The organism is Brevibacterium picturae (genome assembly GCF_900105045.1).
Taxonomy (GTDB): Bacteria; Actinomycetota; Actinomycetes; order Actinomycetales; family Brevibacteriaceae; genus Brevibacterium; species Brevibacterium picturae.
This window is the reverse complement of record NZ_LT629739.1, coordinates 1965508-1984607: the sequence shown is the minus strand read 5'-3', so window position 1 is coordinate 1984607 and position 19100 is coordinate 1965508. Positions and strand designations below refer to the sequence as shown.

General features: G+C 63.9%; 18 protein-coding genes. 6 read left to right on the top strand and 12 right to left on the bottom strand.

From position 1 onward, the window contains the following. Positions 1-71 precede the first annotated feature (71 nt). On the top strand, positions 72-581 hold the full coding sequence (locus tag BLT92_RS09305) for a GbsR/MarR family transcriptional regulator (RefSeq protein ID WP_092105096.1): 510 nt from the start codon (positions 72-74) through the stop codon (positions 579-581). Here the strand turns inward: BLT92_RS09305 and BLT92_RS09300 are convergent. Both BLT92_RS09300 and BLT92_RS09295 read right to left on the bottom strand, forming a co-directional pair. After that, on the bottom strand, positions 564-1811 hold the full coding sequence (locus BLT92_RS09300; protein ID WP_092105094.1) for a Cmx/CmrA family chloramphenicol efflux MFS transporter: 1248 nt from the start codon (positions 1809-1811) through the stop codon (positions 564-566). The two genes, BLT92_RS09305 and BLT92_RS09300, sit on opposite strands and share 18 nt — an antisense overlap. Continuing rightward, complete coding sequence (locus tag BLT92_RS09295) at positions 1808-2485, bottom strand: TetR/AcrR family transcriptional regulator (RefSeq protein WP_092105092.1); 678 nt, start codon at positions 2483-2485, stop codon at positions 1808-1810. Before BLT92_RS09295 ends, BLT92_RS09300 begins: the two co-directional genes overlap by 4 nt. Before the next feature lie 158 nt (positions 2486-2643). Between BLT92_RS09295 and BLT92_RS21240 the strand changes: the two genes are divergently transcribed. Beyond that, positions 2644-2784 carry a DUF5808 domain-containing protein gene (locus BLT92_RS21240; RefSeq protein ID WP_407922885.1) on the top strand — a complete coding sequence of 47 codons (141 nt, stop codon included), beginning with the start codon at positions 2644-2646 and terminating at the stop codon, positions 2782-2784. Positions 2785-2852: 68 nt separating this feature from the next. On the opposite strand, the gene BLT92_RS09285 is transcribed toward BLT92_RS21240, so the two are convergent. The 3 genes from BLT92_RS09285 to BLT92_RS09275 all read right to left on the bottom strand — a co-directional run bounded on the left by BLT92_RS09285 (position 2853) and on the right by BLT92_RS09275 (position 4276). Further along, the gene (locus BLT92_RS09285; protein WP_092105090.1) at positions 2853-3209 is read right to left on the bottom strand and encodes a VOC family protein; all 357 of its coding nucleotides are present in this window, start codon (positions 3207-3209) and stop codon (positions 2853-2855) included. A 50-nt stretch (positions 3210-3259) separates the two neighbouring features. Further along, the gene (locus tag BLT92_RS09280) at positions 3260-3841 is read right to left on the bottom strand and encodes a DinB family protein (protein WP_092105088.1); all 582 of its coding nucleotides are present in this window, start codon (positions 3839-3841) and stop codon (positions 3260-3262) included. A 69-nt stretch (positions 3842-3910) separates the two neighbouring features. Continuing rightward, the gene (locus BLT92_RS09275; protein WP_172802579.1) at positions 3911-4276 is read right to left on the bottom strand and encodes a DUF488 domain-containing protein; all 366 of its coding nucleotides are present in this window, start codon (positions 4274-4276) and stop codon (positions 3911-3913) included. Between the two features lie 184 nt (positions 4277-4460). Here BLT92_RS09275 and BLT92_RS09270 point away from each other — a divergent pair, with 184 nt between their 5' ends. Beyond that, entirely contained in the window at positions 4461-5213 is a 753-nt protein-coding gene (locus tag BLT92_RS09270) for a pyrimidine reductase family protein (protein WP_092105086.1), read from the top strand. 30 nt (positions 5214-5243) lie between these two features. Here BLT92_RS09270 and BLT92_RS09265 read toward each other — a convergent pair whose 3' ends face one another. The 5 genes from BLT92_RS09265 to BLT92_RS09245 all read right to left on the bottom strand — a co-directional run bounded on the left by BLT92_RS09265 (position 5244) and on the right by BLT92_RS09245 (position 10481). Further along, positions 5244-5894, bottom strand: a complete 651-nt coding sequence (locus tag BLT92_RS09265; protein ID WP_157691402.1) for a TetR/AcrR family transcriptional regulator — start codon at positions 5892-5894, stop codon at positions 5244-5246. After that, positions 5884-7581, bottom strand: coding sequence for an AMP-binding protein (locus BLT92_RS09260; RefSeq protein WP_092105082.1), 1698 nt, complete (start codon positions 7579-7581; stop codon positions 5884-5886). Before BLT92_RS09260 ends, BLT92_RS09265 begins: the two co-directional genes overlap by 11 nt. A gap of 69 nt (positions 7582-7650) precedes the next feature. Next, positions 7651-8397, bottom strand: coding sequence for an SDR family NAD(P)-dependent oxidoreductase (locus BLT92_RS09255; protein WP_092105080.1), 747 nt, complete (start codon positions 8395-8397; stop codon positions 7651-7653). Positions 8398-8445: 48 nt separating this feature from the next. Next, on the bottom strand, positions 8446-9591 hold the full coding sequence (locus BLT92_RS09250) for an acyl-CoA dehydrogenase family protein (RefSeq protein ID WP_092105078.1): 1146 nt from the start codon (positions 9589-9591) through the stop codon (positions 8446-8448). Positions 9592-9653: 62 nt separating this feature from the next. After that, positions 9654-10481: an enoyl-CoA hydratase-related protein gene (locus BLT92_RS09245; protein ID WP_092105076.1), complete on the bottom strand. Its 828-nt coding sequence runs from the start codon at positions 10479-10481 to the stop codon at positions 9654-9656. A 244-nt stretch (positions 10482-10725) separates the two neighbouring features. On the opposite strand from BLT92_RS09245, the gene BLT92_RS09240 reads away from it, so the two are divergent. Next, positions 10726-11313, top strand: coding sequence for a hypothetical protein (locus BLT92_RS09240; protein WP_092105074.1), 588 nt, complete (start codon positions 10726-10728; stop codon positions 11311-11313). 214 nt (positions 11314-11527) lie between these two features. Here BLT92_RS09240 and BLT92_RS09235 read toward each other — a convergent pair whose 3' ends face one another. Continuing rightward, a complete protein-coding gene (locus tag BLT92_RS09235; RefSeq protein WP_092105072.1) occupies positions 11528-14857 on the bottom strand; it encodes a S41 family peptidase in 3330 nt (1109 codons plus the stop codon). An 80-nt stretch (positions 14858-14937) separates the two neighbouring features. Between BLT92_RS09235 and argS the strand changes: the two genes are divergently transcribed. Both argS and BLT92_RS09225 read left to right on the top strand, forming a co-directional pair. Beyond that, positions 14938-16662 (top strand): arginine--tRNA ligase, encoded by a 1725-nt coding sequence (gene argS / locus BLT92_RS09230; RefSeq protein WP_092105070.1) that lies wholly within the window; start codon positions 14938-14940, stop codon positions 16660-16662. Next, a complete protein-coding gene (locus BLT92_RS09225) occupies positions 16659-17930 on the top strand; it encodes an MFS transporter (protein ID WP_092105068.1) in 1272 nt (423 codons plus the stop codon). Before argS ends, BLT92_RS09225 begins: the two co-directional genes overlap by 4 nt. Before the next feature lie 141 nt (positions 17931-18071). Here the strand turns inward: BLT92_RS09225 and BLT92_RS09220 are convergent, their stop codons facing one another. Continuing rightward, a complete protein-coding gene (locus BLT92_RS09220; RefSeq protein WP_231939109.1) occupies positions 18072-18935 on the bottom strand; it encodes a hypothetical protein in 864 nt (287 codons plus the stop codon). Between the last annotated feature and the right edge of the window lie 165 nt (positions 18936-19100).

Here is a 19100-nt window from a genome sequence, read left to right as displayed (position 1 = left end):
GCTCTTCAACTACAATGACGTACATCACAACATTCAGTCAACAGTGAATGTTCATTCAGTAATGAATTGTTATGAAGGAGTTCGACGTGGCGGCGCTCGCAGACACAGATGACCGGGCAGCGAAGGCGTCGCTGATCGAGAGTTTCAGTCATCGGATCGGCGAGGCCATGAACTGGCCCCCGATGGCAGGTCGCGCGGCGGGCGTTCTCATGCTCAGTGATTCACCGCTGAGCATGGCCCAGCTCCAAGACGCTCTCGATGCGAGCAAAGGCTCTGTCTCGGAGACCACGAGGTTGCTCATCGACAACGGCGTGATCGAACGGTTCAAAGAACCGGGACAGCGGCAATTTGTCTATCGCTGGAGGTCAGACGCGTGGATCGGATGCCTGGACCACCAGTATCGGGCAACGACTCAACTGCTGGATTTCGCGGAGTCGGTGCAGGATCAGGGCAGAACGTTGCCACATGTCCAGCGTCGGCGGGTCGAACAGATGGAGGCGTACTACCGCTTCATGACCGATCGGCTTCAGCAGCTGCTCCGGGAGTACTCCGAATCGGAGGCGTCAGGCGACAGCGTCTGAGGATTCTTCAGGGGTCGCGACACCGATACGAGCGGTCAAGACTCGTTCGACTCGGATCGCAGCCGCGACGACGATGAGGGAGGCCAGCGCGAGGACGATCGCGACGACGACGGGAGCCTTGAACCCCCATCCGAATGCGATGACTGCGGCGCCGAGGGCAGGCCCGACGGCATTGCCGACGTTGAACGCCGAGGTATTCACGCTGGCCGCCAGGGTCGGCGCCTGTGTGGCGATCTGGAATACCCGGGAATTGAGCGCCCCCGCAATCGAGAAGCCGCTGGCACCGATGAGGACGATCATGACGATCGCCGCCCAGCCGGTATCGGCCACCAGCCACAGAGCGAAGAGACTCAGTGCCAGGGCCGTGAGGCTGCCGATGATGTTGCCGAAGATGTTCCTATCGGCGAAGCGTCCGCCCACGATGACTCCGACGAAGGCACCGATGCCGAAAGCAGCCAGGACTCCGGGGACCTGGTCGTGTGAGATCCCCGCCACTCGGGTGAGCAGCGGCGAGAAATATGAGAATGCGGCGAAGACCGAGGCTTGGAAGAGTGCGGTCGTTGCCAGTGCCAGCCAGATTCGTGGGCCCTTGAACGCTGCGAGCTCGGCCTTGAGGAGAGTGGGCAGGTGTTGGCTTGACTCGGTGTCTTCATGCGCCGGGTTCCGAACTGTGAGCGCGATGAGGACCGCGGCGAGTGCGGTGACGATGGCGACGGCCCAGAAGGTCGCTCGCCATCCGTACTGCGTACCCACCCAGGTGCCCAAGGGCACGCCCACGAGGTTGGCAACGGTCAGCCCGCCGACGAGGCTGGCCAGGGCACGACCATGCACCTCGGCGGGGGCGATGCGCGTCGTATGGACAGCGGCCACTGCCCAGAACCCTCCGCAGGCGATGGCCGCCAGGACGCGGGTGACCATGAGGATCGAATAGCTCGGCGACAGCGCGGCCAAGATGTGCAGTGCGGAGAACGCAATGATCGAGATGATCATCGTGGCCCGACGGGGAAGCTTGAGCGTCAGCAGCGCCATGGCCGGTGCCCCACCGATCATCCCCACCGCGAATCCGGTGATGAGCAAGCCGGCCTGTGGGATGCTGACCTGCAGATCCGCACTGATGGGCTCGAGGATTCCGGCGATCATGAACTCGCTGGTGCCGAGGCAGAAGATCACTGCTGCCAGAAGGTAGACCTGAGCTGGGACACGGACTCTTGTCTGAGTCGAAGTCGTCACTGTGCGCTGCCTTCGGTAGAGATGAGGTGTCCGGGCGCTCTGCCGTCATATGTGTGGGGTGCCGTGTGGTTGTGAAGTGCTGTGATTCCCTCGGGTGTGCACAGTGCTTCGATGAACGCGTTCGCCTGAGCCTGGACGTTGTCAGCAGGCATGACCCGAGCAGCGATCCTCAATCCGGCGAGGACGCTGTGGATGAGCTCCGCGTGCACTTTCGTGTCGACATCGGGGCGGATGTGGCCCTCGACCTGTCCGCGCTCGAGGACGATGCTGTAAGTTTCCAGCCAGGCCCGGCGGTCGGGATCGAGGATCGTGCACACCGCGTCGACGTCGCGTCCGAGTTCGGCCGCGGTGTTGGCCGACAAGCATCCGATTCGCTTATCGTCCTCGCACTGTTTGGCCAGTTCCCCGCCGAGGCGGTGCATGATGAGCGTTGGAGCCGGTGCTGTTCCTGTGCGCAGCTCCTCACGAAGCGAGGTTCCGGAACCTGTGTATTCGCGCAGTGCCCGCAGGAACAGGGCATCGAGGCTGTCGAAGGTGTTGTAGAAGCTTGAGCGGCCGATGTTCGCACGTTCGCAGACCAGGCCGACGTCGGTGCCGGTGTAACCGTGTTCGCTGAAGACGGCGATGGCGTCCTTGATCACCGTCTGCTCGTCGAAGGTCTTCTTCCTGCCCATGGTGCGAGCCTAGAGTATTTTGGACAGTTCTGTCCAATAAACTTTCGGAGCGCGTTCTGGGCTGTTCTGACATCGCTGGACGCTGACAACAGGTGTAGCGTGACGGCAAGGAACGCAGGAAGCAGCTTCGCGATGATGATGCGAACTGGAAGCTCGGAATCTTCTACTTCTGTCCTCGGGACCCTTCGTTCTTAATTCCGAAGCGTGTCGGCATCGGATGGTCGCTCAACTTCGGGAGTCCGTGGTCGCTGCTGTTACTCCTCGTCGTCGCGGTACTGGTGTGGGGCGTCTTCTTCTGAAGAGGAGTTCGGGCACCGAAGGCGTCGGGCAGACAGGGTCCAATAGATTCCTGCGCTGCGCCCACGTACTACTTTCTGCGTGATGAGAGCACGCAGAACTCGTTGCCTTCCGGATCGGCCAGGACAACCCAGGGTTCGTACTCGGTCTGGCCCACATCGGCTCGGTGGGCGCCGAGTGCGAGGAGTCGATCCACTTCGGCGGACTGGTTTTCGGGACGGAAGTCGAGGTGAAGGCGATTCTTCACGGTCTTGGTCTCCGGGTCGACTCCGAAGAGAAGGCCTGGGAGAGAGTGTTCCTCGGCTCTGATCTCCACCTCGTCCTCGTCCTCATAGATGACAATCCATCCGAGAGCCTCCGCCCACCAGTGGCCGAGCACATGCGGATCGTGGGCATCGACGACGAGCTGTTCCCATTCCAGTCCCATGTCCACAGACTAATGTGTCCATATTCGACTGTGAATGGCACTATGCTGCTTCAGGCACCGACATCCTGCAGGTGGTGCTTGAGTTCGTGAAACCCATAGCGGGTCAGCGAGGTCACCGTGAACTCGCGTCCATCGGAGCGGTAGCCGGTGCGTTGCCACTGTTCGTCGGTGATCTGAGCCAGATCAGCCGCATAGGCCAGCGCGGCCGCTCTCAGCTCAACGGCCACCTCGGCGGGATTCTGGTGTTGGTAGTCGGACTCGATGGCCACGGCATCGCCGTCGAAGTTCGGCAGGGTCGGAGCCGACTGCGAGACGATCAGCTGCGTGCGTTCGCGGAACAGATCGAGGATATCGCGCACATGAGCCGCATATTCCACGTCCGACCACCGGTCCGGTCGGGGCCGAATGTCGGCATTCTCCCGGGCCAGGACCTCGTCCCAGGCCTGCGCGGACGCCGAGACATAGCCAGGCACCGCAATGACATCCTCATCGCCGGTGAACCCGCACTCGGCGCACCCGGCCTCGAGCACGTCCGCCCAATCTCGAGTGTCCGGTTCGATGTTCTGTTCGTTCGGCTCGGCGCCCTGCTTATGAGGCGTGCTTGTCTGCGCCTCTGGCCCTGTCTCGCTCATGTCATGCCTCTGTCCAGTCGTGATGGTGTTTCAGCCGCGTTCTGCACGCTGTCTTAACGCGTGCGGCGACTATTTCTCGTCGAGCACCTTCTTGAGTACCGTCGCGTCGCTGATGTCATCGCGCTTCGAGGCGGTCAGGAGGGTGAGTTTATTCTTCTGCGCGTAGTCCTTGAGCTGTGTGAGGGCCTCGGCATGGTCATCATCTCCCAGTTCCTCCCGATACCGCCGGGAGAACTCGTCGAACTTATCGGGATCGTGTGAGTACCACTTGCGCAGATCGGTCGAGGGCGCGAGATCCTTCAGCCAGTCATCGAGTGCGGCCTTGTCCTTGCTGACTCCGCGCGGCCAGACGCGGTCGACGAGGATTCGAGTTCCGTCACTGTTGACCGGATCATCGTAGATCCGCCGAACCTGGACCTGATGCTTGTCTGACATGATCGTCCTCCCTCTCTGCCGTACTGTGCCGTGTGCCGTACTGACCTGTCTGCCGGTCTGTCGTGCTGATTTCAGTCTAAGACGGAAGAATCCAGACGCAAGAGGGCAGAGCACCGCCCCATCTCTGGTCTGTTCGCGCGTAGACTCAAAACGCTGAACACCAGTGTGATGATGCGAGGTGACGATGACCGATATTGCGAGGATCAACCGGCTCTTGCCCGACCAGGTGAAGGGTGTGAGCCTGCACGATGCCTTGGCATTTCCCAGCGAGGTCGATCTGTGGGTGCGGGCAGTGTTCGTGGCTTCGGTCGATGGCGCCGGGACCATTGCCGGCCACGTCGGGAAACTGGGCAACGACATCGACAGACAGCTGTTCGCCCTCAACCGGGCCTTGGCAGATGTGATCCTCGTCGGTGCCGGCACTGCCAGGACCGAGGTCTATGGTCCTGCCGAGGATGATCCGCAATGGCGGCATCTGCGTGAGAACCGCAGTCCCACGGCACCCATGGCGGTGGTTTCGCACAGCCTGGACCTCGATTTCTCAGCCCCACTGTTCACCGAGGATCCCGATTCTGCGCCGACGATTCTCATCACCTGCGCAGACGCTCCCGCTCAGGCACGTGCACAGGCTTCTGAGGTCGCCGAGGTGATCGTGGCCGGTCGCTCGTCGGTGGACCTGAGCGCGGCGATCGCTGAACTCCGGTCGCGTGGGTTCGCTCGGATCGTGTGCGAGGGCGGGCCCCAGCTGTTCGCCGATCTGCTGGAGGTCGGGGGCGTCGACGAACTGTGTCTGACTCGCAGCCCGAGGCTGGTCGCCGGGACGGAGACAACCATCCTGCGCGGCGGCCAATTCGATCCACCGGTTGAGCTCGAGCTGGAGTCCCTGTTCGGCACCGACGACGGATTCCTCTATCTGCTCTACCGGCCGGCGGGGTGAGAGCCCGAGGCGGCACAGACCCGGCGAGCATTAGGCCAGGTTCACCCTCTTGCGCGCGCTGTCGCTGAGGTTGCTCAGCACCACGGTGTGAACCTGCCGGTCGATGTACTGGCCGAGACTGACCTGCGTCTGTTGGAAGTACCAGTGTTTGAGCGCCCACATATGAGCCAGCGTCATGAGATCGTGTCCGAGCGTGCCCGCATCGACCTCGCGCAGGTCGCCCGTCTTCGCCGCCTCGTCGACGACATCGATGAGCGGCTGCAGGGTGGCCAACTCCTGCGACTGGATGGACGCCAGACTGCTGCGTGAGAGCGACCGCGAGGACTGATAGGTCAGAACCACCGCCTGCCGATGGTCATCGACGACCTGACAGAACTCGGTGAAGGCCGCAATGATCCGGTGCACGGGATCCTCGGTCACGTCGATCGCCGCGGGCACGCGCAGCCGGAAATCGTCGAGAACCAGGGAGATCGCGGCCAGCACGATCTGCTCCCGATCCGAGAAGTACTTGTACAGCAGTCCGACGCTGACGCCCGCGGATTTGGCGATCGCCTGCATCGACACCGCGTGCGAACCCTTCGTCTGCATGAGGCTCACGGCTGCATCGACGATCTGCCTCTCACGGAATTCCGCGCGAGCACCGCGAACTACGGCGTTGATATCCTGAGTCTCACTTGTCATGTCGGCCGACCACTTCCTCCCGCAGCTTGAACTTCTGAATCTTACCGCTCGGCGTCCGCGGGAACTCATCGAGGACCTGCAGCGTTTCGGGCCAATAGTGTTTGGTCACGCCCTTGGAGGCGAAGAACTCACGCAGCTCGTCCAAGGTGAACGAGTGGCCTTCTCGCAGGGTGACCACGGCACACGCGATCTCCTGCAGACGAGGGTGGGGCACCGCTACGATCGCCACCTGGGAGACGGCGGGATGCTCGTACATGATGTTCTCGACATAGGCGACGGGAATGTTCTCCCCGCCGCGGATGATGATGTCCTTTGAGCGACCGCCGATCTTGATGAACCCTTGAGCGTCCATCTCCGCGATATCGCCGGTGTCCAGCCACGCACCGTCGAAGGCCTCATCGGTGAGCTTCGGTTCGCTGAGATACCCGACGAACAGGAATGGGCCCTTGACCTGGACCTTTCCCTCGGATCCGGCGGAGACCGGTTCGCCAAGGGGGTCGACGATTCGCACCTGCATGTCGCCGAGCGCGCGACCGTCGGTACTCGTGACCTTGTCATCGGAGTCTCCGGGAGCGGTCATGGTGACAAGACCGCATTCGGTCTGCCCCCAACCGCCGAAGACGTTGAGGTTCGGGAGCAGTTCCTTGGCCTCGTGGACCATGACTCGCGGAATCGGGGCACCCATGCAGCAGAAGTGCTTGAGACTCGACAGGTCGCGGTCCGTGGTCTTGGCGGCCTCGATGAGATCGTGCAGGAACGGGGTGGCACCCGAGGTGTGTTCGATGCCGAGTTCCTCGATGAGCCGTGCGAACTCCTCGCCGTTCCACAGATCTTGGAACACACCGGAGCCGCCGACGAGCAGCGGGAGGCAGACCCCGTACATGTACCCGGTGAGGTGCCCGAAGGTCGAGGCCATGTGGATGACGGAGTCGGTCCCGAGGCCCAGGTGGTCGGGCCATGGCAGGGAGGCCGAGAGCACCGAATTGTGCGTGTGCATGACCCCCTTGGGATCACCGGTCGTGCCCGAAGTGAAGAGGATCAGACCGACATCGTTGGGGTCGGGGCGGCGTGCGTCCCAGTCGATGCTCGCCGCTGCCTCGGCCGATCCTGGCGAACCAGCTGACCGCGGTGAGCCGCCCGTCCCGCGGCCCAGGAAGTCACTCCACCGTTCGAGTCCCTCGCGGGAGGTGAAGGGTTCTTCGCCGGGTGCGTCGAGGACGATCGTGTGGCGCAGGTCCGGCAGACCGTCCCGGAGACGGTCGACCATGTCCGGGTAGTCGAACTTGCGGAACCGGTTGGGGACGAAGAGGACCGTGACTGCGGCCTTCTGTGCCATGTATCCGATTTCGCGATCGCGGTAGATCGGGATGAGGCCGTTCGTGACTGCCCCCGCTTTGAGGGCGCCGAGGTGGATGACGAGCCATTCGTACCAGTTGGGAAGGTGGATGCCCACGACCTCACCGGTTTGCACACCGAGGTCGACGAGGGCTCTGGCACACGCCTCGGCGTCGGCGGAGAGCTCCCGATACGTGTGGCTGCCATAGGGATCGCGGGAGACGACCGAATCGGGGCGTTCGGCCGTCCAGTGCTCCAGATGATCGAGCAGCGTCTTGTTCTCCCAGGCGCCGGTCGAGGTGTGTTCCTTGATGAGGGCGTCGGTGAGGGTCGTGTCGAATCGGGTGGGCATGTCAGGGCTCCTTTGCTCTGGTCTCGTGCCGGTGATTGCGGATCGTTGCGGTGACTCGCTAAGAGAGGCTCAGGCCATGGTCAGCCCTCCGGAGACGGACAGGGTCTGCCCGGTGACGTAGGTGGATTCGGGGAGGGCGAAGAAGGCGACGGCATTCGCCAGGTCGTCGGGATGGGCAAGGCGACGCATGGGGATCGCCTTCTCCAGAGCGGTGCGCAGCTTCGGGTTGTCCTCGGAGATCTCAGCGAAGAGAGGAGTGTCGGCTGGTCCCGGGCACACGCAGTTTGAGGTGATGTTGTGTCGTGCGACTTCACGGGCGAAGGTTTTGGAGAAGGAGATGATGCCGCCCTTGGCCGCCGAATAGACGGCTTCTCCGCTCGAGCCTACGCGTCCGGCATCGGAGCCGATGCTGATCACGGCTCCCGATTCGGCGGCGATCATGTGGGCTGCGACCGACTGCGTGCAGTTGAGAGTGCCGATGAGGTTGATGGCGATGACGCGGTCCCAGGTCTCGGCCGTGGACTCCATGAAGGGTTCGACCTTGTCCCAGCCGGCGTTGTTGACGAGGACGTCGATGCGGCCGAAGGTCTCGATGACCCGAGCGGTCATGGCATCGACCTTGGCCCGATCGGTGACGTCGACTGCGACGCCGATGGAGTCGTTTCCCAGCGCCGAGGCGGTTTCCTGCGACTTCGTCGCGTCGAGGTCGGCAACGACGATGGTGGCCCCGTCCGCGGCGAGGCGAGTGGCGATGCCTTTGCCGATCCCGGAGGCGGCGCCGGTGACGATGATGATGCGGTTGTCCAGTGCAGACATGAGGTGTGGTCCTTTCGGAAGGTGTCTTTGTCGGATGTGTGACGGTGCTCAGGGTGCGTAGGCGCGTCCGGCCGATTCCCGGGCGATGACGAGTTTCATGATCTGCGCGGTTCCGTCCCCGATCTGCATGCCGAGCACGTCACGGAAGCGCTTCTCCACGTCACGATCCTGTGTGTACCCGTTCTGTCCGTGCAGAAGGAGACATTGGTGGATGGCATGGTAGGCCTCGAGCGGGGCCCACCATTTGCACATCGCCGCCTGCGAGGTGTGGGGCAGATCCTCGTCGCCGAGCCAGAGCGTATTCAGGCACAGGAGCCTCGCGGCAACCATCTTCGTCTCCGCCTCGGCGAGGGGAAATGAGACACCCTGGAACGTCGACAGCGGCTGGTCGAAGGCCTCCCTGTCCTTGACATATCCCCAGGTGTCCTCGATCGCTCGGGTGGCACTGCCCGTGCATTGCAGACCGATGAGGGCACGGGAGAAGTCGAATCCCTGCATGACCTGGGAGAACGCTGCTCCTTCGGCACCGAGGAGGTGATCGGCCGGGACCCTGACATCGGTGAAGTCGACGGAACCGCGGGCCACCGCAGACTGTCCCATATCGGTGATCGCTGTGCGCGTCACTCCGGGAGCGTCGAGGTCGACGAGGAAGGCGGAGATGCCCTTCCCCCGCTTCGCATCAGGATCGGTGCGGGCGAAGATGACCGTGGCCGTCGAGGTCAGCGCCAGTGACATGGACTTTGTGCCGTTGATGATCCAATCATCACCGTCACGCGTGGCAGTGGTCTGAGGATTGCCGGCATCGGAGCCGGCCTCGGGTTCTGAGAGGCCGATGGCCACGGTCTCGGCACCCGAGGTGATGAGGCGGCAATAGTGCTCGGCCACCTCGGCGCTGGCATTGCGGGCGATGACCTGTCCCATCAGCGATCCCACCACCTGCAGGTATGCCACGTTGAGGTCGCCTCGGGCGATCGCCTCGGTGACCAGCCCAGCGGCTACCTTCGACTGTCCCCGCCCGCCGAGGTGGGTCGAGAGCTCGGGCGCGATGAGTCCGGCACTCCCCAATTCCTGGGTCACATCGGTGCCGATGCGTCCGGCGGCCTCTCTGTCGCGTGCCTCGGAGATGAGGCGCTCTTCGAACGTCGCTGCCGCAACGAGCAGTGTCTGGGCTTCTGGAGTGATTGCGAAGTCCACTGTGATCCTCTGTCCTGGTGGGCTGGTCGTCGTGTGGGCCGGTTCCTCTGATTGCGTGTGGTTCAGTACGCGTTGTCGAAGCTGCTGAAGTCCGGATCGCGTTTCTCAGCGAAAGCGGCGGCACCTTCATGAGACTCCGGTGAGTGCGCGTAGAGGTCGAGGGCGCTCATGGCCAGATTCGTGAAACCGGTCTGCATCTCGGAGTCGGCATTGAACGACTGCTTGAGGAACCGCAGCGCAGTGGGTGCCTTGAGGCCGAGGGCACGGGCCCGTTCCTTTGCTCGCGGCATGAGTTTCTCGGCGTCAACGACCTCATTGGCCAGGCCCCACATCTCGGCCTTCTGGGCATCGATGAGTTCGCAGAAGTACCACATCTCGCGTGCTCGCTTCTCGCCGACGATCCTGGCCAGGAAGGCTGTTCCATATCCGGCGTCGAAGGATCCGACTTTCGGCCCGGCCTGTCCGAAGCGGGCATGGGTGGCGGCGATCGTGATGTCGCAGAGTGTGTTGAGGACGTTGCCGCCGCCGATGGCGACACCATTGACGGCGGCGATGATCGGCTTCGGCACGGACCTCATGGTCTTGTGCAGCTCCGAGATGCGAAACATCCCGTATCGGCTGGGGCCGTAGTCGCCGGTCTTCGCCTTCTGCTTGACGTCGCCTCCGGCACAGAACGCCTTCTGTCCCGAGCCGGTCAGGATGATCGAGCGGACCTGGTTGTCGCCCCAGGCCAGCGTCAGTGCCTCGATGAGTTCGTCGACGGTCTGCGAGCGGAAGGAATTGAACGAGTCGGGTCGATCGATGGTGATGACGGCATAGGTTTCCTCGACCTCGTAGAGGATGTCTTCGAATTCCTGTGCGGTTCCCGCAGATTCGTGTGTGTTCGGCATCGTTGCCTCCTCAAGCTGGTTTCCCCGGCCATTCGCAGTCACCGCGAGAAAAATGAATCTATGTTCACACCCAGTGAACAGTAGTTCAGAAGGAAGGTCAATACCCTGTCTCGATGATGTTTCGCAGGAGAACCGATATCACTGCTGCGGAATCGCGGGAGCACGCGGTGCGGAGTGCGAGAATGTGATGATAGAACCGTGCCTCGTGATCCTGTGGCACCCGTGCACTCTCGACAGGACAGTGATGACCCAACCCCGCGAGATCGGACCGCAGCCCGCTGCCGGAGCGGAGATCGGCTCCCTCATCGGCGGAGCATTCGGCCTTGTCTTCCTCATCATCAACAGCTCGTCGTTCTCCACTCTTGGCCGAATCCTCGTCCTCGTGACGGGAATCGCGGCCTTCGCCGTCATCGTGTTCCTCGCCATCCGGAGACTGGGCAGCAAGAGGCGGGCTCAGGTCTCCCCCGCCGGGTCGGCCGAGTCGGCACCACGCCGGGCCGTGCCCTTCGGGCGCAGCTATTGGATCATCGTCGCGGTCGAAGCGCTGGCACTTTTCGGCGGTTCCAGGCTGTTGAGCGGTCTCGGACATCCCGAGCTCGGAGTGGCCTGGGTGGCATTCGTCGTCGGCACCCACTTCTATGCGCTCGGCCACGTGTTCAAACTCAACCGATTCCATATTCTCGCCACGGTCGTCACACTGTGCGGCATCGCTGGCTTCATCGCGTTCTTCGCTTCGATCCCAGCATTCATTCCGATCTTCAGCGGAATCTTCTCGGGATTCGTGCTCCTGGCGTTCGGCCTCTGGGCGCTCGTCGCGGTCGACGGCCGCTGAATCATCGGTTGCGCTGACCAGCGAGCGTCATAGTGGGCAAACGGTCGATTTTCCGTTCAGAATCGACCGCCAGTCCACTATGACGAGGCGATTGCGCCGAGGCGCAGCGTCGCAAGCGTCCTTGGCCTCCTCGGGGTCTGCTGCGACGGAGTGCCGCGTCCTGCTGAGAGCCTGGGGGTTACACCGCCGCCGCGCCCGGTGCCCGGGCCTGGGATTACTCCGGGGGCGCGCTCGGTGTCTGGGCCGGGGGCGGGGACTGGACGCGTGGGGCCGGAAGCTCCGGGGGTGTGGCCGCGGGCGTCTCCTCCAGGCTTGCGAGCACCTCGGCGATGGCACGGTCGAGCTGCAGATCGTCCTCGCCGAACAGCTGCGAGGGATCGTGCTCGACCTCGATGTCCGGTTCGACACCGTAGTTCTCCACACCCCAGCCCTTGCCCTCGAGCCAGAAGGCGTAGCGCGGCTGAGTCACACCGGTGCCGTCGACCAGATCATAGCGACCGTCGATGCCGACGACTCCGCCCCAGGTGCGGACTCCGATGACAGGGCCGAGTCCCTTGGCCTGCACACGCGCGTTGATGATGTCACCGTCGGAGCCCGAGAACTCGTTCGCGAGGAAGGCCACCGGCCCGCGGCGGGTGTCCTCCGGGTCGGGAAGCATGGAGTCGTAGCTCCTGGAGGCGTTCCAGGCGATGACCCTGTCGGCGAAGCGTTCGGCGACCAGGGCACTTGTGTGACCGCCTCGGTTGAAGCGGACATCGGCGATGACGCCTTCGGCAGACATGGCCTGGCGCAGGTCGCGGTGCAGCTGCGCCCAACCGCCGGCCATCATATCGGGGACGTGGACGTAGCCGATGCGACCACCGGACTTCTCCGCCACGTACTCCCGCCGGGAACGGACCCAGTCCTGGTAGCGCAGCTTCTCCTCATTCGCCAGGGGAATGATGGCGACCACTCGATCCTTGCGTCCCCGCTGCAGGGTGAGCTCAACGATCGAATCCGCCGCTCCCACCAGGTGGGCTGCCGGACCGCGGACGTCATCGACGGACTGACCATTGACGGCGACGATGAGATCACCCTCGCGGGCACCGACACCGGCCTGGCGCAATGGCGACCTGGCAGCTGGGTCACTGCTCTCACCGGGCAGGATGCGGGCAAGTTTCCACCCCTGATCGGTGCGTTCCAGATCCGCGCCCAGGAAGCCGAGCTTCTTCGACTGGTCACCGGGCGGGGCGGACGGAGAGACATAGGCATGCGAGGTGTTGAGTTCGCCCACGGTCTCCCACAGGATGTCGACGAGATCATCGTGGGTCAGCGCCTTCGCGGCGACTCGGCGCCAGCGCAGGGTCACGCCTTCCCAATTCACTCCGTTCATGTCCGCGCGCCAATAGTGGTCGCGCATGATGCGGGAGTTCTCCTCGAACATCTGCAGCCATTCGGCCCGCTGATCGAGTTCGAACCGCAGACGGGTGAGATCCACGGAGACCGAATCGTCGTCATCGGCCTCGACCTTGCGGGTGGCCGGTCGCACCGCGACGTCTCCATCGGCGGTGACGATGATGAGCTTGCCGTCACCGGTCGCCGCATAGTCATCGGCCTTGTCGACGACGGTGGAGACCTTGCGCTTGGCGAAGTCGAAGTACTGGACGACTTCGCTCGGCTTCTCACCGGCATCCCCGGAGTGCTTGTCGCCGAGTTCACCGTCTTCGGCATCACCGGTGCGCATCCACAGAACGCCACCCTCGGCGGCCTTGAGATTCCGGAAGACACCCGAGGAGACGGGGAACGCGACGATCCTCTCCTCTGCCCCTTCCAGTTCGACCTCGTCGGTGACGACGGTCTTCTCCGCCTTGGCCTTCTCTGCCTTCGCGGCGTCTTCGGTGACCTCGCTGATCGCCCACCCGCCGGCACTCGGCCCGAAAGGTGCGGGCTCCGTCGAACTCAGCGGCAGCAGCCACGGCCTGGTGACACCGTTGAACGACAGGTCGAAGGAATGCTGATTGTAGGAGGGATCAAAGGTCCGATCCGACAGGAACGCAACGTATTTGCCATCGGCTGTGAACGCCGGTGAAAAGTCGTTGTACTTCCCACTTGTCAGTGCCTGACCTGAACGGTCGGACTTGGTGTCGACGATCATCAGCCGCTCCAGCATTTCCTCGCCCTGGGTCGGCTGCGACCACACGAGATAGCGGCCGTCCGGTGAGAACCGAGGAGTTCTGGCCTCACCGAAGCCCGAATGCCCCACCAGGCGGGTCCTGCCGTTGCCGACCTCGACGAGGCGGATGCTGCCGTCGTGGGAGATCGTGGCCAGGGTCTTCCCCGCCGGGTCGGAGGCCATGTCGAGGACACGTCCCAGGGCTCCGGCCCCGATTCGCCGAGGCGGCTTGTCACCGGAGACCGCCCGGACCTCGATCGAGTCCTCACCTTCGACATCGGTGATGTACGCGGCCAGTCCGGTCTGTCCGAGCACGACGGGTTCGCGGGTGCGGATCGATGAATCCGCGCACAGCGCCCGCGCGGGTCCTTCGCGATGGGCCAGCCAGAAGGTCTTTCCGCGCCATTCCACCACCGAGGCATTGCCGCCGTGGTCTGGGACGACGGTCAGTGTGCTGGAAGTGGGATCGATGTTGAGCGGCTGCACCCCGGTGCCGGGAAGCTGCACCTGCAGGGTCCTGATCTGCGCATCGAGGCTGTCGAGGATGCGAATCTCCCCGTGGCTGTGCCACACGATGCGGGTTCCATCGGTCGTGGCATCGCGGACATAGCCCTCGGCCTCGGTCTGGAACGTCAGCTGCCGAGGTTCTCCGGCCGCGGCCTGGTCCGATCCGCCGCGCGTTGCCCCGGTCTGCGTCGCGAGACCGTCCCAGATCCACAGGTTGGCCTGCTCATGCGCATGCTCAGGGAAGGTGGCGGCCCGGTCCGAGGTGAAGAGCAACGAGTCGCCGACCCAGATCGGATCGGTCAGCGATGCCTCCTCTTCGCGCAGCAGACGCTGCCACTGGGCACCAGATCCGGCGGCGTCACCGGATCGATCGAGCCACAGCCTCGGCGCGGTGCCGCCGCGATAGCGCTTCCAGTGCGCGGGGGGACGAGAAAACGGTGTGGACAGAGCGGTGACACCCGAGTGGTGCCTGCCCAGGCCCGAGGCCCGACCGAGTGACAGGCGTTCGACGCTGCCGTCGAGGCCCACGGACTTCACCACATGATTGCGGACCTCGAACTCACCGGCATTGGACCCGATGAGAATATGGTGCTCATCGGCCCACCCGAGCATCGTCGTCGTCGATCCACCCAGCCAGCTGAGCCGTCGCAGGGCCCCGGACGCCACCTCGGCGAGCATGAGCTCAGGGTGTCCGTCACGGAAGGACACATAGGCGATATGTGTTCCGTCCGGGGAGATCCGCGGGCTGCGGACGGGAACGTGATCCGAGGTCAGACGCCATGCCCGACCGCCGGATGACGGGGCGAGCCAGACGTCGTCGTCGGCCGTGAAGGTGATGAGATCGCCATGGATGTGTGGGTACCGGAGGTAAGAATTCGAAGTCACGTGACCTACATTACAAGCTTGCGCGCCGAGGTGACGCGGCCCATGCGGCGCGGTCGGCGCCTGACCAATAGAATGGTGACATGCCATCATTGACTTCGCTTCTCAACGATCGTTTCGCACTCGCCCTCGAACTCTCCTTCGGCGAGGATTTCACGCGACGCGACCCCGTGATCAGAAGCAGTCAGTTCGCCGACTTCCAGGCGAACGTGGCGCTGCCGCTGGCGAAGGAGCTGAAGTCCAAACCACGCGACATCGCGACCACGATCGTGGACAACCTCGACCTCGCCGACATCTGCGAGCCTCCGGAGATCTCCGGCCCCGGATTCATCAACCTCACCTTCACCTCCGAATTCCTGGCTTCGACCCTCAACCAGGGTGGCGTGGTCGAGGCCGAGTCCGAGGCGAGCGGACAGCGCATCGTCATCGACTATTCGGCGCCGAACGTCGCCAAGGAGATGCACGTCGGCCACCTGCGGACCACCGTCGTCGGCGATGCTCTGGCTCGCACGCACGAATTCTTCGGCAACACCGTCGTGCGCCAGAACCACATCGGTGACTGGGGCACTCCGTTCGGCATGCTCATCGAGCATCTCCTCGACGTGGGCATCGAGTCGGAGACGGCCCAGGACATCTCGGCCAATCCGAACGCCTTCTACCAGGCCGCACGTGCGAAGTTCGACAGCGACGAGGCCTTCGCCACCCGCGCCCGGGCCCGCGTTGTCGCGCTGCAGGGCGGCGATGAGCAGACCCTTGAGCTGTGGGAGCGCCTCGTCGGCTTCTCACGGATCTACTTCAACCACATCTACTCACTCCTCGACGTCACCCTGACTGATGACAACCTCGCAGGTGAGAGCATCTACAATGATGACCTCGCCGCGGTCTGCCAGGACCTCGAGGACCAAGGGCTGGCCCGCATCAGCGACGGTGCCCTATGTGTGTTCCCCGAGGGCTTCACCGGCCGCGACGGCGATCCGCTGCCGCTCATCATCCGCAAATCCGACGGCGGCTACGGCTATGCCACGACGGACCTCGCGGCCGTCCGCCACCGCGTGCGCACCCTCAATGCCGACCGTGTGCTCTATGTCGTCGGCACCCCGCAGGCCATGCACTTCGAGATGGTCTTTGCCATCGCCCGCGCCGCCGGCTGGCTGCCCGAGGGCGTCGAATTCGAGCACGTGAAGATCGGCAATGTGCTCGGCGATGACGGGAAGATCCTGCGCACCCGCTCCGGCGCCCCGCTGCGCTTGGCTGAACTCCTCGAGGAGGCGGTCGCCCGTGCCAAGACCACCCTCCAAGAGTCGAATGCCGAGTTCGATGCCGAGGAGGAAGCCGTCGTGGCCAAGGCCGTGGGCATCGGAGCGGTGAAGTACGCCGACCTCTCCGTCGCCCACGACACGAGCTACACCTTCGATCTCGACCGCATGCTTGCCCCCATCGGCAACACCGCACCCTATCTGCAGTATGCCGGCGCACGGATCCGCTCGATCCTGCGCAAGGCGGACGGGGATGCATTCACGACTGCGCCGATCCACCTCGGCGAGCCTGCCGAACGTGATCTGGGTCTGGCGCTCCTCGGACTCTCCGATGTCATCGCCGAGGTGGTGGCCGGGTCCACGCCGCACCGTCTGGCCACGTACCTCTTCGACCTGGCCCAGTCATTCACCTCGTTCTACGAGCAGTGCCCGGTCCTCATCGCCGAATCCGCCGAGATGCGCGATTCCCGGCTGCGGCTGAGCCAGACCGTCCTCGAAGTGCTTGAGGCCGGCCTCGGGGTTCTCGGCATTCGCGTGCCCGAGCGCATGTGAACCAGCCGGATCCGTCCGTCGCCCGGCGGATGCTGCCGTGGATGGTCGTGGGCATCGTCGTCCTGGCGATCAACCTGCGGGCACCGATCATCGCTCCGACGGCCGTCCTCGGCGACATCCAGGACGATACGGGGCTGAGCGCGGCGGGGGTAGGTCTCCTCACAGGCCTGCCGGTGCTGCTGTTCGCCCTCGTCACCCCTATTGCGGGCAAGACGATCGGGCGGTTCGGTGCGGAGGCGGCCGTGCTGTCCTGCCTCACCGGTGTCCTGCTGGGAACCGTGCTGCGCTCGATCGGGCCGCCCTGGCTCGTGCTCGCGGGCACCGGAATCATCGGCTTCGCCATCACCTTGGGCAATATCGCGGTGCCGGTGATCATTCGGCGCGAAGTCCCGTGGAGTCAGGTGTCGATGGTGACCGGACTGTATTCGGCCACCATGAATGTCGGTTCCATGATCACCCTCCTCGGCACGGGGCCCTTGGCGGCAGTGATCGGGTGGCGGTGGGCCGTGGCCATCTGGGGCGGTCTGGCCGTGCTCGGACTCGTCTACTGGCTGTTCGTGATCCGGCTGCGGGTCAGACGCAGTGCGCTGTTCGCGGCCTCGGAGGAAGCGTCAGCGGCACCGGAGCCCGCTGAGACGCGTCGACCCTGGCGCGAGGCCCCTCCGGAATTCCGTGCCATCATCGCGCTGCTCGTGATCACCTTCAGCGGACAGTCGATCGCCTACTACACGACCACGACATGGCTGCCCTCGATCCTCTCTGACACAGGAGGATTGGACTCGGCAGCCGCGGGCGGCACAGCCTCGCTGTTCCAGGTCGCCGCCATTCTCGGAGCATTCGGTGTGCCGCTGCTGGCGGCTCGGACCAAGCCCTGGGTGCCGGTGGCGATCATCGCCGCACTGTGGATCTCGCTGCCCGTCGGGCTGCTGTTGGCCCCGAGTTCATACGTGCTGTGGGCGATCACCGGCGGAGTCGCACAGGGCGGCGGATTCACCGCGATCTTCTCCATCATCGCTCGCACCGCCGGAAGCGACCGGGAGACTGCATCCGCTTCTGCCCGGGTGCAGGGCGGCGGCTACCTCGCCGCCACGCTGGCCCCGCCGTTCGCGGGCTGGTTGGGCAATGTCACCGACGGCTGGACGGCCCCGATCCTGCTCATCTTCGCAGCGACTCTTACGTTCACGATCTCAGGACTGCTGGCGGTTCGGATCTCCGGCCGGTTCCGAGGCGGCGGGTCGGCCAGCAGGCGTGAGGTTCTGGGCGAATAGGTTCGCGATGAATATAGGTTCTGGATGAATGACGAACGGCTCCCGTCGCTGGTGTTCTCACCGTTTCCTGTGAGTGGACTTCAGCGGCGGGAGCCGTTCAATCTGTCTGTGCCGGTCAGCTGACCGGCAGATCAGAGCAGATCAGTGCTTGGCGTTCTTGTCTTCTTCGGTCTCGGCGGATGACTTCTCCGCGGCTGACTTCGAATCCTCGGCCGGCTTGACGACGGTCGCCGGTGTGGCCTTGGTGTCCTTGGCCTCGCTCGCGGGCTTCGGGGTCGGTGTCGTGGCAGCGGCCGCCTCGGCGGTCTTCGAATCGGGCACTGCTGTCTGCGAGACCTCGGGTGCTGCTGTCTGGCGGGAAGCGGGTGTCGAGCCCACCGGACGGGCATCTTCCGGACGGTTGTTGGGCAGCGGTGTCGACCATGGATCCTCGACCGGCTGTGCCTTCTTCCACACGTAGTAGCCGATTCCGGCTGCCGAACCGATGACCAGAGTCCACACGACTGCGGCCTTGCCGCCACCGGACTTGCGTGTGGTGTCCTTCTGGATGCGCTTTCCGGCGTTCGTGAGGGCCTTGCGAGCCTTCTTCACGGCCTTCTTGTCTCCGGTCAGGCGCACGGCGAGATCGTCGACGAGCTGCGGTGTCTCAACAGTTGCCAGCGAGTTGGCGGCGTTCGACGCGAACTTGCCGGCGCGTTCGGTGGCCTCTGGACGGTAGGCATCGAGCTTGTCCGCCCACGCGTGAACCTGTTCGTTCGCCTTGTCTGCGAATGCTTCGACTTGGGGGCGTGCCTTGACGGCAAGACCCTCGGCACGATCGGCAAGGGCCTCAACCTGCGGTCGAGCCTTCTCTGCAAGGGCTTCGACCTGAGGGCGTGCCTTGTCAGCGGCTTCGCGGAGCTTTGGACTTGCGGCCCCGCTGGCATCGGCCAGGACTCGGAGTGACGTCTTCTTCGCGGAATCGAGCTTCGAAGTGAACGGATCTCGAGCTGACTTCTTCGACATGAACATTCCCAATCCTCTTTGTCGGGGTCAATTGATCTGTCTCAGTCTAAGGCCTAGGTGCAAGCTGCCGGACACCAGGCTGTCATGAAATTGTCTGCAGAAACGCTGACAGAGTCCGCAATCCGAGGCAGGAGAATCTGCGGAAGCAGTGAGGGCGTGAAAGAA

Coding starts and splice junctions, on each gene's coding strand:
- BLT92_RS09305 (WP_092105096.1), top strand. CDS start 72: ATGAAGGAGTTCGACGTGGCGGCGCTCGCAGACACAGATGACCGGGCA.
- BLT92_RS09295 (WP_092105092.1), bottom strand. CDS start 2,485: ATGGGCAGGAAGAAGACCTTCGACGAGCAGACGGTGATCAAGGACGCC.
- BLT92_RS09285 (WP_092105090.1), bottom strand. CDS start 3,209: ATGGGACTGGAATGGGAACAGCTCGTCGTCGATGCCCACGATCCGCAT.
- BLT92_RS09280 (WP_092105088.1), bottom strand. CDS start 3,841: ATGAGCGAGACAGGGCCAGAGGCGCAGACAAGCACGCCTCATAAGCAG.
- BLT92_RS09275 (WP_172802579.1), bottom strand. CDS start 4,276: ATGTCAGACAAGCATCAGGTCCAGGTTCGGCGGATCTACGATGATCCG.
- BLT92_RS09270 (WP_092105086.1), top strand. CDS start 4,461: ATGACCGATATTGCGAGGATCAACCGGCTCTTGCCCGACCAGGTGAAG.
- BLT92_RS09265 (WP_157691402.1), bottom strand. CDS start 5,894: ATGACAAGTGAGACTCAGGATATCAACGCCGTAGTTCGCGGTGCTCGC.
- BLT92_RS09260 (WP_092105082.1), bottom strand. CDS start 7,581: ATGCCCACCCGATTCGACACGACCCTCACCGACGCCCTCATCAAGGAA.
- BLT92_RS09255 (WP_092105080.1), bottom strand. CDS start 8,397: ATGTCTGCACTGGACAACCGCATCATCATCGTCACCGGCGCCGCCTCC.
- BLT92_RS09245 (WP_092105076.1), bottom strand. CDS start 10,481: ATGCCGAACACACACGAATCTGCGGGAACCGCACAGGAATTCGAAGAC.
- BLT92_RS09240 (WP_092105074.1), top strand. CDS start 10,726: ATGACCCAACCCCGCGAGATCGGACCGCAGCCCGCTGCCGGAGCGGAG.
- argS (WP_092105070.1), top strand. CDS start 14,938: ATGCCATCATTGACTTCGCTTCTCAACGATCGTTTCGCACTCGCCCTC.
- BLT92_RS09220 (WP_231939109.1), bottom strand. CDS start 18,935: ATGTCGAAGAAGTCAGCTCGAGATCCGTTCACTTCGAAGCTCGATTCC.